This window comes from Agrobacterium tumefaciens (assembly GCF_013337285.1).
GTDB classification, from domain to species: domain Bacteria; phylum Pseudomonadota; class Alphaproteobacteria; order Rhizobiales; family Rhizobiaceae; genus Agrobacterium; species Agrobacterium burrii.
The window spans coordinates 513,012-529,975 of record NZ_SUPW01000003.1 but is presented as its reverse complement, the minus strand read 5'-3'; the positions used below and the strand labels follow the sequence as shown (position 1 = coordinate 529,975).

At 59.2% G+C, this 16,964-nt stretch carries 14 protein-coding genes; 11 read left to right on the top strand and 3 right to left on the bottom strand.

Translation table 11 applies throughout. The annotated features are described in order from the left end of the window. Positions 1-18 precede the first annotated feature (18 nt). The 7 genes from FCH38_RS12570 to FCH38_RS12540 all read left to right on the top strand — a co-directional run bounded on the left by FCH38_RS12570 (position 19) and on the right by FCH38_RS12540 (position 9,698). The gene (locus tag FCH38_RS12570; protein ID WP_174373973.1) at positions 19-993 is read left to right on the top strand and encodes a sugar-binding transcriptional regulator; all 975 of its coding nucleotides are present in this window, start codon (positions 19-21) and stop codon (positions 991-993) included. Further along, positions 990-1,988, top strand: a complete 999-nt coding sequence (locus FCH38_RS12565) for an aldo/keto reductase (RefSeq protein ID WP_174373972.1) — start codon at positions 990-992, stop codon at positions 1,986-1,988. Before FCH38_RS12570 ends, FCH38_RS12565 begins: the two co-directional genes overlap by 4 nt. 121 nt (positions 1,989-2,109) lie before the next feature. After that, positions 2,110-3,834, top strand: a complete 1,725-nt coding sequence (locus FCH38_RS12560; RefSeq protein ID WP_153514283.1) for a glycerol-3-phosphate dehydrogenase/oxidase — start codon at positions 2,110-2,112, stop codon at positions 3,832-3,834. A 2-nt stretch (positions 3,835-3,836) separates the two neighbouring features. Further along, complete coding sequence (locus FCH38_RS12555; protein ID WP_153514783.1) at positions 3,837-4,679, top strand: class I fructose-bisphosphate aldolase; 843 nt, start codon at positions 3,837-3,839, stop codon at positions 4,677-4,679. Continuing rightward, positions 4,672-6,171 carry an FGGY family carbohydrate kinase gene (locus FCH38_RS12550; RefSeq protein WP_174373971.1) on the top strand — a complete coding sequence of 500 codons (1,500 nt, stop codon included), beginning with the start codon at positions 4,672-4,674 and terminating at the stop codon, positions 6,169-6,171. Before FCH38_RS12555 ends, FCH38_RS12550 begins: the two co-directional genes overlap by 8 nt. A gap of 262 nt (positions 6,172-6,433) precedes the next feature. Continuing rightward, positions 6,434-8,641, top strand: coding sequence for a methyl-accepting chemotaxis protein (locus FCH38_RS12545; protein WP_174373970.1), 2,208 nt, complete (start codon positions 6,434-6,436; stop codon positions 8,639-8,641). Between the two features lie 151 nt (positions 8,642-8,792). After that, a complete protein-coding gene (locus FCH38_RS12540; protein WP_174373969.1) occupies positions 8,793-9,698 on the top strand; it encodes a LysR substrate-binding domain-containing protein in 906 nt (301 codons plus the stop codon). 60 nt (positions 9,699-9,758) lie between these two features. Here the strand turns inward: FCH38_RS12540 and FCH38_RS12535 are convergent, their stop codons facing one another. After that, positions 9,759-10,451: an SDR family NAD(P)-dependent oxidoreductase gene (locus FCH38_RS12535; RefSeq protein ID WP_174373968.1), complete on the bottom strand. Its 693-nt coding sequence runs from the start codon at positions 10,449-10,451 to the stop codon at positions 9,759-9,761. Positions 10,452-10,461: 10 nt separating this feature from the next. Then, positions 10,462-11,664, bottom strand: coding sequence for a pyridoxal phosphate-dependent aminotransferase (locus FCH38_RS12530; RefSeq protein ID WP_174373967.1), 1,203 nt, complete (start codon positions 11,662-11,664; stop codon positions 10,462-10,464). A 429-nt stretch (positions 11,665-12,093) separates the two neighbouring features. Between FCH38_RS12530 and FCH38_RS12525 the strand changes: the two genes are divergently transcribed. Genes FCH38_RS12525 through FCH38_RS12510 form a run of 4 tightly spaced genes read left to right on the top strand, consistent with a single transcriptional unit; the run spans position 12,094 to position 16,041 of the window. Then, positions 12,094-13,026: an ABC transporter permease gene (locus tag FCH38_RS12525; RefSeq protein ID WP_174373966.1), complete on the top strand. Its 933-nt coding sequence runs from the start codon at positions 12,094-12,096 to the stop codon at positions 13,024-13,026. Continuing rightward, positions 13,023-13,826, top strand: coding sequence for an ABC transporter permease (locus FCH38_RS12520; protein ID WP_174373965.1), 804 nt, complete (start codon positions 13,023-13,025; stop codon positions 13,824-13,826). Before FCH38_RS12525 ends, FCH38_RS12520 begins: the two co-directional genes overlap by 4 nt. A gap of 25 nt (positions 13,827-13,851) precedes the next feature. Then, positions 13,852-14,928 (top strand): ABC transporter substrate-binding protein, encoded by a 1,077-nt coding sequence (locus FCH38_RS12515; protein ID WP_149899643.1) that lies wholly within the window; start codon positions 13,852-13,854, stop codon positions 14,926-14,928. Between the two features lie 9 nt (positions 14,929-14,937). Beyond that, positions 14,938-16,041: an ABC transporter ATP-binding protein gene (locus FCH38_RS12510; RefSeq protein ID WP_174373964.1), complete on the top strand. Its 1,104-nt coding sequence runs from the start codon at positions 14,938-14,940 to the stop codon at positions 16,039-16,041. Positions 16,042-16,175: 134 nt separating this feature from the next. On the opposite strand, the gene FCH38_RS12505 is transcribed toward FCH38_RS12510, so the two are convergent. Next, complete coding sequence (locus FCH38_RS12505; protein ID WP_153514291.1) at positions 16,176-16,943, bottom strand: 5-oxoprolinase subunit PxpA; 768 nt, start codon at positions 16,941-16,943, stop codon at positions 16,176-16,178. Positions 16,944-16,964 lie beyond the last annotated feature (21 nt).

Below are 16,964 nucleotides of genomic sequence, written 5' to 3'. Positions count from 1 at the left end.
AATTGGAGAGATACGATCATGCTGGATGCCAAGGACGACTTCGATCAACAGAGACAGATGTACTCCGTCCTGGTGCTGCATTTCATCGAAGGTGTGAAGCAGTCGGAGATCGCCGAGCGGCTCAATCTTTCCCATACCAAGGTAAACCGCATGATTGCCGCGGGCCGCAAGGCCGGCATGGTGAAGATCACCATCGCCAGCCCCTATCAGCGGCTGGTGGACCTCGAAAACGAGATCACCCGCCGTTTCGGCCTCAGGCAATCAGTGGTAACGCCGACGGTTTCCGATAATCCCGAAACCGGGTTGCAAATGGTGGGGCGGGTGGCCGCCAACCACTTGCTGGAGACGATCCGGGACGGTGACGTGATCGCGATTACCGGCGGTAAGGCGGTGAGTGCGGTGGTCGACAATCTGGAGGCGGAGCGCCGCTTTGATGTGCGGGTTGTGCCGCTGACTGGCGGTGTGCAGGGCAAGCATTATACGGACGTCAACCATCTCGCCACGCAACTGGCGGAAAAGCTCGGCGGCAGCGCCTCGCTTCTGCATGCGCCGTTGTTTGCCGAGGACGAGGAACAGCGCGACTTGTTGATGAATGTCGCGTCGATCCGCGAAGTGTTCGACTTAGCGCGGCAGGCGCAGGTGGCTTTGGTCGGCATCGGCTCGGTGGAGGCGCCGGGTTCCGGTTACTACGATCTTCTGCCGGATGTCGCCCGTGGCGGGCAGGCGCTGGTGGATGCGGGTATTGCCGGTGAATTCCTCGCCCATCTCACCATGGCGGACGGGCAGCTGGCGCGGATCGATCTCAACTCGCGCGTGGTGGCGCTGGACCCCGGGCAGCTTGCCCGGTGCCCGAACATCATCGGTGTGGCAGCCGGGGCCATTAAGGCCGGACCGGTGGCAGCCACGCTTGCCGGTCGATATCTGACCTCGCTCGTCGTGGACGAGGCTATCGCCGGTTATTTACTGGATCAGGAAGAAGGGGAAACTTCGTGACGGACAATGCTATATTGACCCGGACGATTGGTGGTAGCGGCATCAGCGCTTCAGTCGTGGGGCTCGGCACCTGGGCGATCGGCGGCTGGATGTGGGGCGGTACTGATGAGCGGCAATCCATCGCCGCCATTCAGGCGTCCATCGATGCCGGTATTTCCCTGATCGATACCGCACCGGCCTACGGCATGGGACTTGCGGAAACCATCGTCGGCAAGGCGATTGCCGGCAGGCGCGACAAGGTTGTGCTTGTCACAAAATGCGGTCTCGTCTGGCATGTGAATGAGGGCGCGTATTTCTTCCATCAGGACGACAAACCCGTTCACCGTTATCTCGGTGCTGCGTCGATCCGGCATGAGGTTGAAGAGAGCCTGAAGCGGCTCGGCACCGATTATATCGACCACTACGTCACCCATTGGCAGGACGCCACGACCCCGATTGCCGAGACGGTGGAAACGCTTGTGCGGCTGAAGGAGGAGGGGAAGATACGCTCGATCGGGGCAAGCAATGTCTCGCCTGGCGATCTTGAGGCCTATATCGCCACCGGTCAGCTGGATGCCATTCAGGAAGAATATTCCATGGTGAAACGCGATATCGAGACGACGCTCCTGCCGCTTTGCCGAAAGAATGCCGTTTCCGTGCTCAGCTATTCGTCGCTGGCGCTCGGTCTGCTGTCGGGCAAGGTCGGGCCTGAGCGGGTATTTGCAGAGGATGATCAACGCCATGGTAATCCCCGTTTCAGCCAGCTGAACCGTCAGAAGATCGCCCGGTTGATGGGTGTGCTGGAACCGGTGGCGGCCGGGCATGGGGCCTCGGTCGCGCAGGTGGTGATTGCCTGGACGATTGCTCAGCCAGGCATCACATTTTCACTGTGCGGTGCGCGTGATCCGGCCCAGGCGGTTGAAAATGCCGCGGCCGCCCGCCTGCGCCTCACGGACAGTGAAGTGGCCCTCATCAGCGCCGGCGTCGCCGAGCATCTTGTGGGGCTCGATAGCTGAACACGTAATCGGGACGGGTCTTCCGGCGAATAGCACATAATTTTCGCCGCTCGTCTTTCCTGTCGCTTTAAACGGTCAACAACATTGGGACGCTGGTCATCAGCCAGCGAACGGTATTTCTATGCCCAGTTTTCGCGAGGACGCTCTGCGCCGCATTCGGCAAGACGGTGATTTCGATGCCGTCGTCATTGGCGGCGGCATCAACGGCATCGCCGCCTATCGCGATCTCGCATTGCAGGGGTTGCGGGTGCTGCTGGTCGAGCGAAACGATTTTTCCTCCGGCTGCAGCGCCGCACCATCGCGCATGATCCACGGCGGTTTGCGTTATCTTGAAAACGGTGAATTCGGCCTCGTGGCGGAATCGCTGCGGGAGCGCGATGCGCTGCTGACGCTCGCGCCGCATATGGTTCATCCGCTGCCGACGACGATCCCGATTTTCTCGACTTTCAGCGGGCTGTTCAACGCGGCGGCGACCTTTTTCGGCTCCGGCGGCAAACCCGCAAGCCGAGGGGCGCTGGCCATCAAGGCGGGCCTCACGCTTTATGACTTCGTCACCCGTAAAAACCGCATCCTGCCCCGCCATGAGTTTCGCAGTGCCGGCAAGACGCTGCAGCACTGGCCGGGCCTGACACCTGCCATCAGATATTCGGCCACCTATTACGATGCATGGATAAGCCAGCCCGAACGGCTTGCGCTGGAACTCCTGATCGACACTTCGACCGATGCTCCGCAAAGCATTGCGCTCAACTATGTGGAGCTTGTTCGCACTGGAGATGAATATCGTCTCCGGGTGGAGGAAACGGCAGAAATCCTGCCTATCCGGCCCCGGATCATCGTCAATGCCACGGGCGCGTGGATCGACGAGACGATTGGTGCGCTGACGGAAGCTCCGACTGAGGAGAAAGCAAAACCGACCGTTTCCGGCACCAAGGGATCCCATTTGATCCTGGCGAACGCGGCGCTTCTCAAAGCCCTGAACGGGCATATGATTTTTTTCGAGAATGCCGATAACCGCGTCTGTATCCTCTTTCCCTATCTCGGCCGGGTTCTCGCGGGTTCGACCGATATCAAGGTGGATCGTCCCGAGCGGGTGCGATGCGAGCCGGAGGAGCGCGACTATATTCTCGATGCGATCCGAAAGGTTTTTCCGGATATCACCATCGACCATTCCGACATCGTCTTCAGTTTCAGCGGCATACGCCCGCTGCCGCGCAGCGATGCCGCCTTTACCGGAAGAATATCGCGCAGCCATTTCATTCACCGCGTCGCCGGCGATCCGCCGCAGCTTTGCATGATCGGCGGCAAGTGGACGACCTTCAGGGCCTTTGGCGAACAGGTGACCGACGAGGTTCTGGCCTTTCTCGGACGCAAGCGGCTGACTGGCACGATGGGTCGCCCAATCGGCGGCGGCAGGAATTTTCCGACCGGTGCCGGATGTCTGCCAGCCTTGCTATCGGAGGAGTTTTCGATCGGCAGGGACCGGGCTGAACATTTGGCATCTGCCTATGGTTCACGCGCGCTTGAATTGATGGGCTTTTGCCGGGGCCGCCCGGATGACACGCCGCTTTGTGAAAAACTGCCCGTCACGGCTGCGGAGGTGATCTGGCTGATCCGTTCCGAACATGTCCGGCACCTGACCGATCTCATTCTGCGGCGAACCACGCTTGCCATAACCGGCCGCATCGCCGCCGATCTGATCGACGCAATCCTCGGCGTCACGGCACGCGAACTGGGCTGGTCACCCAGCCAGGCGGCAGACGAACGGCAGCGGCTTATCCATGAGCTGGAGACTTTCTACGGGGTCAGTCCGGCAATGCTTCAACACAGATGCAAGGAGAATGCATGATGATGCGGATTTCGAAAAAGGCGCGCATGAACCGGTTGTTCCGCAATGGCGGATGCCTTGATGTGGCCATCGATCACGGGGTTTGCAACGAGCCGAGTTTCCTCATCGGGCTTGAGGATATGCCGCAGACCGTCGAAAAGCTGGTGGAGGCCGGTCCCGACGCCATCCAGATGGTCTACGGGCAGGCGGATCTGTTGCAGCAGAGGCTGGAGCGGGACAAGCCGGCCCTCGTCATGCGCATCGATATGGGCAACCCCTATAATTCCACGCGCCACAGAACCATGTGGTCGCAGCTCCAGAACTATAACGATCCAATCATCGGCGCGCTGGAAATGGACGCCGCCTGCGTCGTCGTGAACCTGTTCATGCTGCCGGATGAGCCGGAACTGTTTCGCCAATGCGTCGAAAATATCAGCCGGGTGCGGGCTGATTGCCACCGCTTCGGCATGCCGCTGATGATCGAGCCGCTGGTGATGCTGCCCAACGACGTGCGCGGCGGTTATCAGGTGGATGGTGACGCCGAAAAGATCGTCACGCTGGTGCGTCTTGCCGCGGAAATGGGTGCCGATATCATCAAGGCCGATCCCACCAGCAACCCACAGGATTTCCACCGGGTGATCGAGGCGGCGCGCTGCCCGGTGCTGGTGCGGGGCGGGGGGCGAGAGGATTTGCGCAACGTGCTGGCAAAATCGGCGGCCTTGATGGCTCAAGGGGCGAACGGACTGGTTTATGGTCGCAACATCTATCAGCATGACAATCCGAAGGCCGTTGTTGCGGCCCTGATGGCCATCATCCATCAGGGTGCGAGCGGTGAGGAAGCATGGGACATCTATAATCGTGGCTGAGAAAAATCACATATTGGGTCTGGATGTCGGCAATACGGTCATCAAGGCCGTGCTGTTCGACACGGCAGGCCGGCAGGTCGCACAACATGCCATCGACGGGCACTCGACATTTCCGCAGCCCGGTTATGTCGAGCGCGATCTTGAAGAATTATGGCGCAATGGCTGCGAGGCGATCTGCCAGCTTCTCGCTAAATCATCGGTCGATCCCAGAAGCATTGTGGCGGTGGGCTGCGCCGGTCACGGCAATGGTCTTTATCTGCTGGACAAAAAGCAACAGCCGCTGCTCGGCATTCAGTCGCTCGACAGTCGTGCAGCCGATATTGCGGCCGAGCTTGACCGAAAAAGCGGAGATTTACTGCAGGCCCGTTGCCTGCAGCGGCCATGGCCCGCGCAAACGCCCAGCTTAATTGCCTGGGTAAAACGGCATGCGCCTGGCATATATGCACAGACCGGCACGGTGCTGTTCTGCAAGGATTTCGTTAATTTCCGTCTGACGGGCTGCCTTGCCAACGACATTTCCGACCTCAGCGGTGCGGGATTGCTTGCCTTCCCCGAAGCCAAGCTCGACCGGGAACTCCTGTCGCTTTATGGGCTTGATGATGCCGTTGCCTTTTTCCCGCGTCTCGTGGAATCGGCTGACATCGTCGGCCGCGTCACAAGCGAGGCTTCAGCAGCGACAGGGCTTTCCGAAGGCACGCCCGTCATTGGCGGGTATTTCGATGTCGTCTCCAGCGCCATGGGGTCGGGTGTCATCAATGCGGGAGAGGCCTCCATCATTGCCGGCACCTGGAGCATCAACCAGGTTTTCGCCGACAAACCGGTCATCAGCCCCGACGTCTTCATGGTGACGACATTTGGCCGGGACCGCTATGTCAATATCGAATCCAGCGCCACCTCCGCCGCCAATCTCGAATGGTACGTGCATCGCATTCGCGGCGACCATGGCGATCATGCCTTCGATCGGTGCAACAAACTGGTCGGCTCGGTTACGCCGCGCGCTGACGATCCGCTCTTTCACCCCTTCATCTTCGGTTCGCGGCTGGGTGCAGAATTCCGCGGCGGCTTTTACGGTCTGGCCGGGTGGCATGGCGAAGGCCATATGTTGCGTGCCCTGTTCGAAGGCGTCTGTTTCGAACATCGTCGCCATATCGGCGTCCTGCGCGAAGCCGGTCTGCCGGTCGAAAGTGCCGTGATGTCCGGCGGCGGTTCCCGCAGCCAGCATTGGCCGCAGATCATGGCGGATGTGCTGGAAATTCCCCTGTGTGTCGCCGAAGCCCGCGAAACGGGCGCGCTTGGGGCGGCGATCGGCGCGGCGGTCGCTGTCGGTGTCTATCCCGGTTATGAGGAAGCGGTTGCGGCGATGACGCGTGTAGCGAGTGCCTACGAACCGAATGAGGGCCAAGTCCGGCATTACCGGCAGCGTTATGGTCTCTATACGCAATTGACCGACCAGTTGCGGCGCTTCTGGAATGCTCTTCGCCTTCAGGAATAAGGGTTCCTGGCTTTCCGATTAAGCGGTGCGCAGTCATGCGCACCGCATCGATCTTCGTTCAAATTTCACGTAATACTCTGTATATATTGAAATATTACAATTTAATAATTCACCGTCGCCCCCGCAAGCAATTTAAAAGCAATATAGAAAGTAATTTTTAAGCATAGTTTTCTAATATTACCTTCTGATCCGGCGACCGAGAGTTGCCGGCGCGCCAGCTGTGGCCCCGGCCATCGCGGCATGGATTTTTGGGGGGTGGGACATGCTGTTTAAATCAACAACGGGGCGGAATATTTTTGCGGTTGCGGCATGCGGGGTGGTCGCGACGGTCGCAGCATCGGCCGTGCTGTTTTATCGATCCTACGAGGATACGCGGGTCAACAGCCTCGAACGTATGCGGCAGATCGCTCATGCAGAAGCTTTGACGGCAGAGAAGAACATTGGCGGCACGCTTCACATCGTGAACAGCCTTGGGTCGGTTCTGGAAACGATGAAGCAATCCGGGGACGCGGATCGCGGTAAGGCCAATCAGCTTATCCGAAACATGCTGGCAGGCAATCCCGAGGTGCTTGGGCTCTGGACGGGATGGGAGCCCAACGCCTTCGACGGCAAGGATGCGGATTTCGTCAATACGGAGGGGCATGATGCCACGGGTCGTTTTGTTCCCTATTGGGTTCGGGGCGGCGATGGCAAAATTAGCAACACCGCATTGACAGACTATGCCACAGCAGGCCCGGGCGACTATTACCAACAACCCTTCACGCAGAAGAAAACGGTTGTTATCGAACCTTATCCTTATGCGATTGACGGCAAGGAGGTTCTTCTCACCTCTATCTCCAAGCCGGTCATTGTGGAGGGTAAACTGCTGGGCGTTGCGGGACTCGACCTCTCGCTGCAGGAGACGAGTCAGCAATTGTCGACCGTGCGGCCGATGGGAACAGGCTTCGTGAGCCTTGTCAGTGGTGGCGGCAAGATCATCAGCCATCCGGATGCAGCGATCATGGGAAAAAGCCTTGCGGATGGCGGCGCAGAAACCATGGGGTGGGACACGCTGATCGCAAATCCCGGTGTCGAACAGCAGATGACAGCGCAGGACGGAACGCTCTCCTTCGTTGTCGCATCACCCGTCATGCTGACCGGGGACATGAAATGGTACGCAATCGTCTCGGTGCCGGAAGACACGGTCTTTGCGCAGCTGCACGCGATGATGCGTGATGCTGCCTTGACGATCGTGACGGCAGCGGTGCTTCTGGCGCTGGCGGGCTGGTTTATTGCCCGGCGGTTCATTGGCCGCATCACGAACATTATCGGTGAGACCGCTCAGATCGCACAGGGAAACCTCCAGCTGACGTTGAAGGATATTGCGACCAGGGATGAGATCGGCGATCTGGCTCGCTCGCTGGATGTCCTTCGTGAAAGCAATCGGCAAAAGGCCGCGCTTGAGCAGGAAGCAGAAACCAATCGCACTCTCGGGGAACAGGAGCGCATAACCCGCGAACGCGAGGCCACTGAGGAGGCAGGCAACATCCGGTTTGCCGTCGACAGTCTGGCTTACGCCTTGGCAAAACTTGCCGATGGCGACGTGTCGTGCCGTATCAATGAACCCTTTGTCGAGCAACTCGATGCGGTACGCAACGATTTCAACGGCTCCTCCGGAAAGCTGCAGAATGCGCTGCTGCGCGTGTCGGAAAATGCCTCCGGCATCGATTCCGGCGCTCATGAAATCAAGGCGGCGGCCGATGATCTGGCAAGGCGCACAGAGCAGCAGGCAGCCGCCGTGGAAGAAACGGCCGCGGCCCTTGAAGAGATCACGGTCACGGTGAAAGACGCCGCCAGCCGGGCGCATGAGGCGGGTCGGCTCGTCTCCCGCACGCGCATCGGCGCCGAACGATCGGGCGAGGTTGTACGCCAGGCCGTCATCGCCATGGAGCGGATCGAGAAATCGTCAAACGAGATTTCCAGCATCATTGGCGTCATTGATGAGATCGCTTTCCAGACCAACCTTCTGGCGCTGAATGCCGGCGTTGAGGCGGCGCGTGCGGGTGAGGCGGGCAAGGGTTTTGCCGTGGTGGCGCAGGAAGTGCGTGAACTGGCGCAGCGTTCCGCCGGTGCGGCGAAGGAGATCAAGTCGCTGATCACCAAGTCGAACCAGCAGGTGGAGGAGGGCGTGCATCTTGTCGGCGATACCGGCAAGGCACTCGACGTGATTGTCGCCGAGGTGCAGGAGATCAACCAGCACGTGGCCGCGATCGTGGAATCCGCGCAGGAGCAATCGTCCGGCCTCCAGCAGATCAACGTCGCCGTCAATCAGATGGATCAGGACACGCAGAAAAATGCTGCGATGGTCGAGGAAATGACTGCCGCAAGCCACACTCTGGCAGGGGAGGTCGATGCGTTGAACCGGCTGCTCGGCCAGTTCGAACTTGGTTCGGGAACGGACGCTTATCGGGGGTCTCTCAAGGCGGCCTGAATGGCTGCCTGACGGCCCTCTTCACGAGCAGTGTGGATCACTCTCCCCGCCCCGCAATGCGGGCGGGGCCAGGCGGGGAAATGCAAGATGGACATTATCGGCAAATTGCGCATCTTATCCCTGGAAGCAGTAATGGGATAAGCAGCAGCAGATGGATATCAGGCGCCTGAAATCGTTTATAACGATTGTCGATATGGGGAGCATAACAAGAGCGGCGGACGTGTTGCATATCGCCCAGCCGGCGCTGAGCCAGCAGCTGGCGAGCATCGAGGAGCATTTCCGCCAGAAACTGCTAACCCGGAGCCAGCAGGGCGTCATCATGACCGATGCCGGCAAGGTCGTCTACAGGCATGCGCAGGTTATCCTGCGGCAGATGGAGCAGGCGCAGGCGGAAGCGCTGGAGGCTGGTGCGGTCCTCTCCGGCAAGGTATCGGTCGGGCTTGCGCCCTTCAGCAGCGCCGCCACATTGGCGTTGCGTCTGATGGAGGAAACCAAGCGGCTTCATCCCGGCATCCTGCTTCACATCACGGAAAGCGTCAGCCAGCCCTATAGCCAGATGATCATGAATGGTCGTCTGGAGATGGGCTTGATCCACGGCACCGGGCCGATCCGCGGCGTCAAGTTCACGCCGTTATTGCGTGAGGAATTCGTGCTGGTCGTGCATCGCAGCTTCGGCGTGGAGCCCTGCGATGCACCGATCACAGTTGCTGATCTGGCATATCTGCCCTTTCTTCTGCCACCGACCTATAATTTCGTGCGCCGGGCCATCAATCTCGCCTTCACCCGCAGCCGCAAGGATCTGATCGTCATGGCGGAGCTGGAATCGGTAAGGACCATCGCGCGCGGCGTGGATGCCGGACTTGGCGCGACCATAACGCCCAAGGCCATCGCCGACCGTATCGTGGCGGAATCCAATGAGGAAATTGTCGTCCGGCAGATCGCCAGCCCGATGATCGAGGAAACGCTGTCCTTCTGCGTATCGGATAATACGCCGCTCTCCGAGCCTGCGCTTGCCGTGAAGGAAATATTGCTGCAGCTGGCGGAAACCCTGAAATAAAGGGGTGCCGGCTTGTGATCACGCGCCGGCCTGTCTTCCGGTCCGGCGCGTGAAAAAAGATTAAAGCATCGACTCCTTGCGGCAGTTCACCAGCAATTCGGCCACCGAAAGATTGTTCGGCAGGCGAAGAAGGGTTTCCACCATTTCGGCGAGATCTGCCGGCTGGGTCATATCCTCGCGGGTGACTTCGGTCTCGCCTGATGTCATATCGGTTGCAATGTAACCTGGGCAAAGTGCGGTGGCGCGCACGCCGCTGTCCCACAATTCCTGCCGGATGCCGTGGGTGAGGGCGACGACGGCGAATTTCGTCATCGCATAACCTACATTCGAGCCGACGCGGCGACCCGCCAGCGAGGCGACATTGATGACCCTGCCCTGTCCGGTCTTTACGAGGTGAGGGATTGCGGCGCGGGTGACCCTGAGCGGACCCTTGACGTTGATGCGCCACATCTGGTCGAGGCTTTCTTCGCCCGTATCCATGACCCGGACCTTCGGATTGATGCCGGCGCAATTTACCAGCCCATCGATCCGGCCATATCTGGCGGCAACGGCCTCAACCCAGGCTTCTGCCGATCCCGCCTCTTCCGCATCGTATCGGTCGGCCGAAAGCCCGTCCTTCACGGCAATAGTGGCTGGATTTCGTGCTCCCGCCGCGACGGTGAAACCGGCTTCGTGAAGCCTTGTGGTGATCGCAAGGCCAAGGCCCCGCGATGCACCGGAAACCATGATGACACGGCCACTTTCTCCCAGCATGCTGTTCTCCCTATTTCATTCCATTGCAGAATTCGGCGATGCGGGCGCAGCCTTCAGCGAGGTTCTCCATGCTGGTGGCATAAGAAAGCCGGAAGAAGGGGCTCAGGCCATAGGCCGCGCCCTGCACTGTCGCAACGTGATGTTCGGCGAGCAGCGCCATGACAAAATCGGTATCGTTTTCGATCTTCGTGCCGCCCTTCGTGGTCTTGCCGATCAGGGCTGCAATATTCGGGAAAATGTAGAAAGCACCTTCCGGCTTGTGGCAGCGAAGGCCGTCGATCTCGGCCAGTTTGTCGAGCACGAAGTCGCGGCGTGTTTTGTAGATATCGGCGCGCTCTTTCAGCAGATCCTGCGGACCGTCGAGAACCGCAACGGCGGCTGCCTGCACGATGGTGGCGACACCGCCGCTGTTCTGGGTGTTGACGTTGCTGATGGCCTTGATGAGATCTTTCGGGCCGCCGCAGAAACCGAGGCGCCAGCCGGTCATGGCATAGGCTTTAGATGCGCCGTTGACGGTCAGGACCCGGTCATAGAGCCGTGGTTCGACTTCTGCGATGGTGCAGAATTCGAAGTCGTCATAGATCAGGTGCTCATACATGTCGTCGGTCATGATCCAGACATGCGGGTGCCGCAGCATGACCTCGGCAATTTCTTTCATCTCCTCACGGGAGCAGGCGGCACCGGTCGGGTTATTGGGGAAGTTGAAAAGCAGCCATTTGGTCTTCGGGGTAATGGCGGCTTCGAGATCCTCCGCCCGAAGACGAAAACCGTTATTCTCAGGGCAAACTACCGGCACCGGCACAGCGCCGGCAAACTTGACGATATCGGCGTAGCTGATCCAAGAAGGCGCGGGAATGACGACTTCATCACCCGGGTCGCAGGTGGCCATGATGGCGTTGAAGATGATCTGCTTGCCGCCGCCCGCCACCAGGATCTGGCTCGGATCGTAGTCAAGATTATTGTCACGCTTGAACTTCCGCTGGATTGCGGCGCGCAAAGCAGGCGTTCCGTCAGCGGGCGGATATTTCGTATCGCCGGCAAGGGCCGCCGCATGCGCCGCCTCGACCGCGTGGGCAGGGGTCGGGAAATCCGGTTCGCCGGAAGACAGGCTGATGACCTTGGTGCCCTGGGCTGCGAGATCGCGGGCTTTCTGGGTCATGGCGAGCGAGGCCGAAACGGTGACGTTGTTGAGACGCTGGGCGATAGTAGGCATGGATGATTTCCGATTGTAACGGTGAAGGCAGGCATCGTCGCGACGCCTGTGCATGACAAAGAGGTTACGGGAATTTTCCGCCGTTTCCCCAATACGACTTCGATGTGAGGTCATACGGGATTTTGATGCATCGCTGTCAGGGCGGTCCGGTCCATACTCGTATGCGATGACCTAAGAGCAATAAAATATTATGCAGCCTGTCGGCTTAGCCCCTAAGCTCGGCGTAACAACCAAGGGAACGACGCGTCGGGCAATATTACCCAAAGAGGTAACCGGCGCGAACAAGCAGAAAATGCGACGGGTATCGGCAAAAGACCGGATACCTCGACAGGGAGCACACCCAGCAAATTCTAGTCATAGGGCTTGGACGACACCGTCGTTCGGCTCAACGCGATGCCTCGTGCCGTATTCAACGCGACGGGAGTATAGATGTCGGATATTGCAATCATGAAACCCCATGCCCCGCCACGCCGTGGAATTTCCGGCTGGAAAGCACTCGAGCGACGGCTGTTTTCGCCCGGCATACTCATATTGCCGCTTTTGATCTTTCTGCTGTTCTTTTTCTTCCTTCCGGCCATTCGCCTGATGAGCTTCAGCGTCATGACGCAGAATTCGCAGGGGTTGATCGGTACACCCTTCACGCTTGCCCATTACGTCAGGTTTTTCGAGGTCGATCTTTACCAGAAGGTGCTTTGGGCGACGATCCGCATCAGTCTCATCACCTCCATCATCGCCGCGATACTGGCCTATCCGGTTGCGACCGTGCTTGTGCGCGGCAATATCACCACGACCCGCATCATAACGCTGATCGTGATTGCACCGCTGGCCGTCAGCGTTGTGGTTCGCGCCTATGGCTGGCAGCTCATTCTCGGTAATGGCCCGACTGGTCTCTTGAATTACGTTCTGATGAATCTCGGCATTATCGACACTCCGCTGACGTTGCTGTTTTCTGATGCTGCCGTCATTATCGGCTCCCTGCACATCTTTTTCCCGATGATGGTGCTGCCGCTGTCCTCCGCGCTTGGCAAGATCGATCCAAATCTGCAGCAGGCTGCCCGCACGCTCGGGGCGCCGGCATGGAGAGTGTTCCTGCGGATCACTTTCCCGCTCAGCCTTCCCGGCCTGGTGGCTGGTTTCACGCTGGTCTTCTCTCTGGCTTCGGCATCCTATGTCATTCCCGCTTTGATCGGTGGTCCCGGCTCGCAGATGCTCGGCAACATGGTCGAACAGCAGGTTCTCGCGGTCTATGACTGGCCGTTCGGCGCCACCATCGCCACCATCCTCGTTTTCATCGTCATTCTGATCAATGCCGTCTCGATGAGGCTGCTCGGCGGGCGTCGTATCAAGGCAAGTGCATCATGAACAACAAGCTGACAGGCACCCCCGCCATCGTTCTTTACGCGATCACCGCCGCCATGATGGTCTTCATTCTGGCCCCGATCGTCCTCGTCGTCGCCATCTCGTTTTCCGACAGTTACTTCGTCACCTTCCCCCCGCAGGGCTTCACCTTCCGCTGGTATGCAATGGTGATGCAGAACGAGGAGTTCACCGCCGGCCTGACATTCAGCGCGGCACTGGCTGTTGCCACCACCATTCTTTCGCTAACGCTCGGCGTTCCCGCAGCCTTTGCGCTCTCGCGGGGAAAATTCATCGGCCGCTCGGTGATGAAAGGGCTGCTGCTCTCGCCGCTTATCTTCCCCGTGCTGGTGACCGGCCTTGCGCTGCTGCAGCTCTTTTCCGGTTATGGCTGGATGGACACCAAGCTGAAGCTTTTGATTGCTCACACCGTTGTCACGTCGCCCTATGTGATCCGCACGGTGCTGACCAGCCTTCAGCTCGTCAATGTTAGCCTCGAGGAGGCGGCGCGCACGCTTGGCGCCACCCGCTGGAAAACCTTCACACGGGTGATTTTTCCGCAGATCGCGCCCGGCGTCGCCTCCGGCTCGATCTTCTGCTTCATGGTTTCTTTCGACAATTATCCCGTTTCGATGTGGCTGGCCGATTCCGCGAACCTGCCCGTGCCCATCGTTCTCTATCGCCAGATCGGCACGGTTTTTGATCCTTCGGTCGCGACCATGTCCACCATCATCATCGTTCTGGCGGTTACCGTCGTGCTCGTCCTCGACAGGCTGGTGGGTCTGCGCCGGGCAATGGCAATGTAAATCAACAACAAGAGGGGTACCGGAAATGACAGACAAGACCATCTTCATGAAACGGCGCAGTTTTCTGACCGTCACCGCGGGCGCGCTCGCCACACCCTATTTCTACACCGCGGCCTCCGCACAGGACCGCACCATGTATGTCGGCGTTTACAATTCCGCGCAGGGCGGGCTGATCAAGAAGGAAGTGATCCCGGCCTTCGAAAAGGAATATAAGTGCCGGGTGCTGACGACTGAAGGCGCAACGCTTGCCAACATCGCCACGCTGCGCGCCACCCGCGAAAATCCGCAATATAGCGTGATGTCGATGGACGATGTCGGCGTTCCCCAGGCCAAGGAGGAAGGCCTGATCGAGCAATTGCCGATCGACGAAATCCCCAATCTCAAGAACGTCTATTCGCGCTATCTTTTCGAAGACAATTTCGGCGTCGGTTTTGCGATCTCTATTGCCGGCCTGTTCTACAATCCGACGACGGGCAAGCCGTTCGAAAGCTACGAACAGATGTTCGACAAGAAATATGTCCGCCGCATGCTGCTCAATACGCCGAAGAACACCCAGAGCGTGCTGATGCTGATGGTGGCCGCTGCCCTTGCAACCGGCAAACCGCTGAAAGATGCGCAATACGATACGGATGCGGGCTGGGCGAAACTTGCCGAGCTGAAGCCGAATGTGCTCTCAATCTATGATGCGGAAGCGCAGACGATGATGGTGGCGCAGGGCCAGGCGGATTTTGGCGGTATCGAATATTCCAAGGCGGTTTATCCGCACACCAAGAAGGGCGTGCCGCTGGATATGACCTTCCCGAAGGAAGGCGCGTTCACCGGCATCAATTCCATCGCGCTGGTGAAGGGCGGGCCGCACCGCGATCTAGCGCTTGCCTATATCAACCGCATCCTCGATCCGGGCGTGCAGAAGATGTTGTCGGAAGCCACCCTCAGCGCACCTTCCGTCAAGGGCATCGAGTTTAGCGAGGAAACGGCGAAGTTCCTCGCTTATCCGGAAGCCAAGATGGAATCCCTGAACCTGTTCACGCCGGACTGGAAATATATCATTCCGCGTCGCGCGCAATGGCTCGAAAAATACAACCAGACCTTTAACGGCTGAGGAACGCTGATGAAATCCGTCGAAGTCCGCCTGGAAAGACTGACCAAACACTACAGCGATCAGGTCGTTGCCGTCGATGATGTTTCGCTGACCGTCAAGGCAGGGGAGATTCTCGCGCTTCTCGGTCCGAGCGGATGCGGGAAAACGACCTGCCTGCGCATGATTGCGGGGCTTGTCGATCCCACTTCGGGTGAAATCGTGGTCGGCGGCAAGCCGACCACGCGCACCCCGGTTCATCGCCGTAATGTCGGCATGCTCTTCCAGAACTACGCCCTGTTTCCCCACATGACCGTCGCCGAAAACGTCGCCTTCGGTCTGGAGATGCGGGGCGTTTCCAAGGCTGATCGGGAGGAGCGCGTGAAGCAGGCGCTCGATCTCGTTCAGCTGCATGCCTTCGGCGACCGGCTGCCGGCGCAGCTTTCCGGTGGTCAGCAGCAGCGTGTGGCGCTGGCGCGCGCGCTGGTGATCGAACCTTCGATGTTGCTTCTCGACGAGCCGCTCGGCGCACTCGACAAGGGCCTGAGGGAAAGCATGCAGGTTGAAATCCGCAGCCTGCAGCAGCGGCTTGGCCTTACCACCATAATGGTGACCCATGATCAGGACGAGGCCTTAACCATGGCGGACCAGATCGCCGTGATGCGGGATGGCAATCTCGAGCAGATCGCGCCTGCCGGCGAAATCTACCAGAAGCCGCTGACGCGTTTCGTCGCGGGTTTCATCGGCGCCTCGAACTTCTTCGAGGCAAGCGTCAAGGAACGCAACGGCCGCGCCGCACGGCTTGTGACCGGCTCCGGTGTGCGGCTCGATGTGGATGACATGGGTGCGGTTCAGGGCGAAAAGGTCGTCGTCACGGTTCGCCCCGAGGCCGTTTCGGTTTCGCCGCTTGCGGCCGATGCAGGTGAGAACACCAGCAATTCCACGACGGCGCGGGTAGAGCAGGTCGTCTATCGCGGCTTCATGCTTCACTACTATCTGCGGCTGGATAATGGCGAGCCGATGATCGCCTACCGGCAGACCCAGATGGAGGGTTTCACCAATGCCGTCAGTGCGGCCGGCGACCGGGTGAGGTTGAGCTGGACGAGCGACAGCAATCACGTGATCCAGCTGAATTGATACTTTATCGGCCGGATCGATTCAGCGGTCCGGCCGATGAAGAAGACTTGAATGTGACGGCACCGCGCTCCAGACATGATGCGCGGTGCAGTATGTGTTTGAGTAGCAATGATGAAGACGAAAGCGGATCGCCCTCAGTCGACCACTTCGCACGCCGGCACGACGCTGCCGCCGCAGGCTTCCACTTCGCTGCGCACCGTGCGCGCAAGCTCCAACGAGCCGGGCGTATCGCTGTGAACGAGGATCGACCGGGCGCGAACGGGAATGATCTCACCTTCGATCGTTGTGACAGTGCCCTTTTCCAGAAACTGGCGCACCCGTTCACGCACCTTCGCCTCTTCCTTGATGACGGAATTGGGCAGCTTGCGCGGCACGAGCTGGCCTTTCACATCATAGGCCCGGTCGGCGAGAAAGAGGTTTAGCACCTTCAGTCCGCAATCCAACGCCGCTTTTTCGATCAGCATGTCCGGCATCGAAAAGACGATGAGATCAGGATCGACCGCCCTGATCTTTTTCATGATGCGCTCTGCAAGGGGTGGATCGCGGTTGATCATGTTGCCCATGGCGGCATGGAAGCTGATATGGGAGAGCGCGACATCCTGCGCCTTCGCAATCGCCGAAAGCGCGCCGAGCTGGTAGAGAACCTGCTGCTCCATTTCCTCCGCATCGACGGGAATTTCGCGGCGGCCGAAGCCGAGACGGTCGGCAAGGCCGGGATGGGCACCAACGCCGACACCGTTCTGTTTGGCAAGACGCACCATGCGCGCCATCATTTCCGGATCGCCGGCATGGAAGCCGCAGGCGATATTCGCCGAAGAGACGACTTCCATAAGCTTCTCGTCGTCGCAAACCTTATAGACGCCGAAACCTTCGCCCATATCGGAATTAACATCGATCTTCATGGTTCGCTCTCCTTGTTCTTC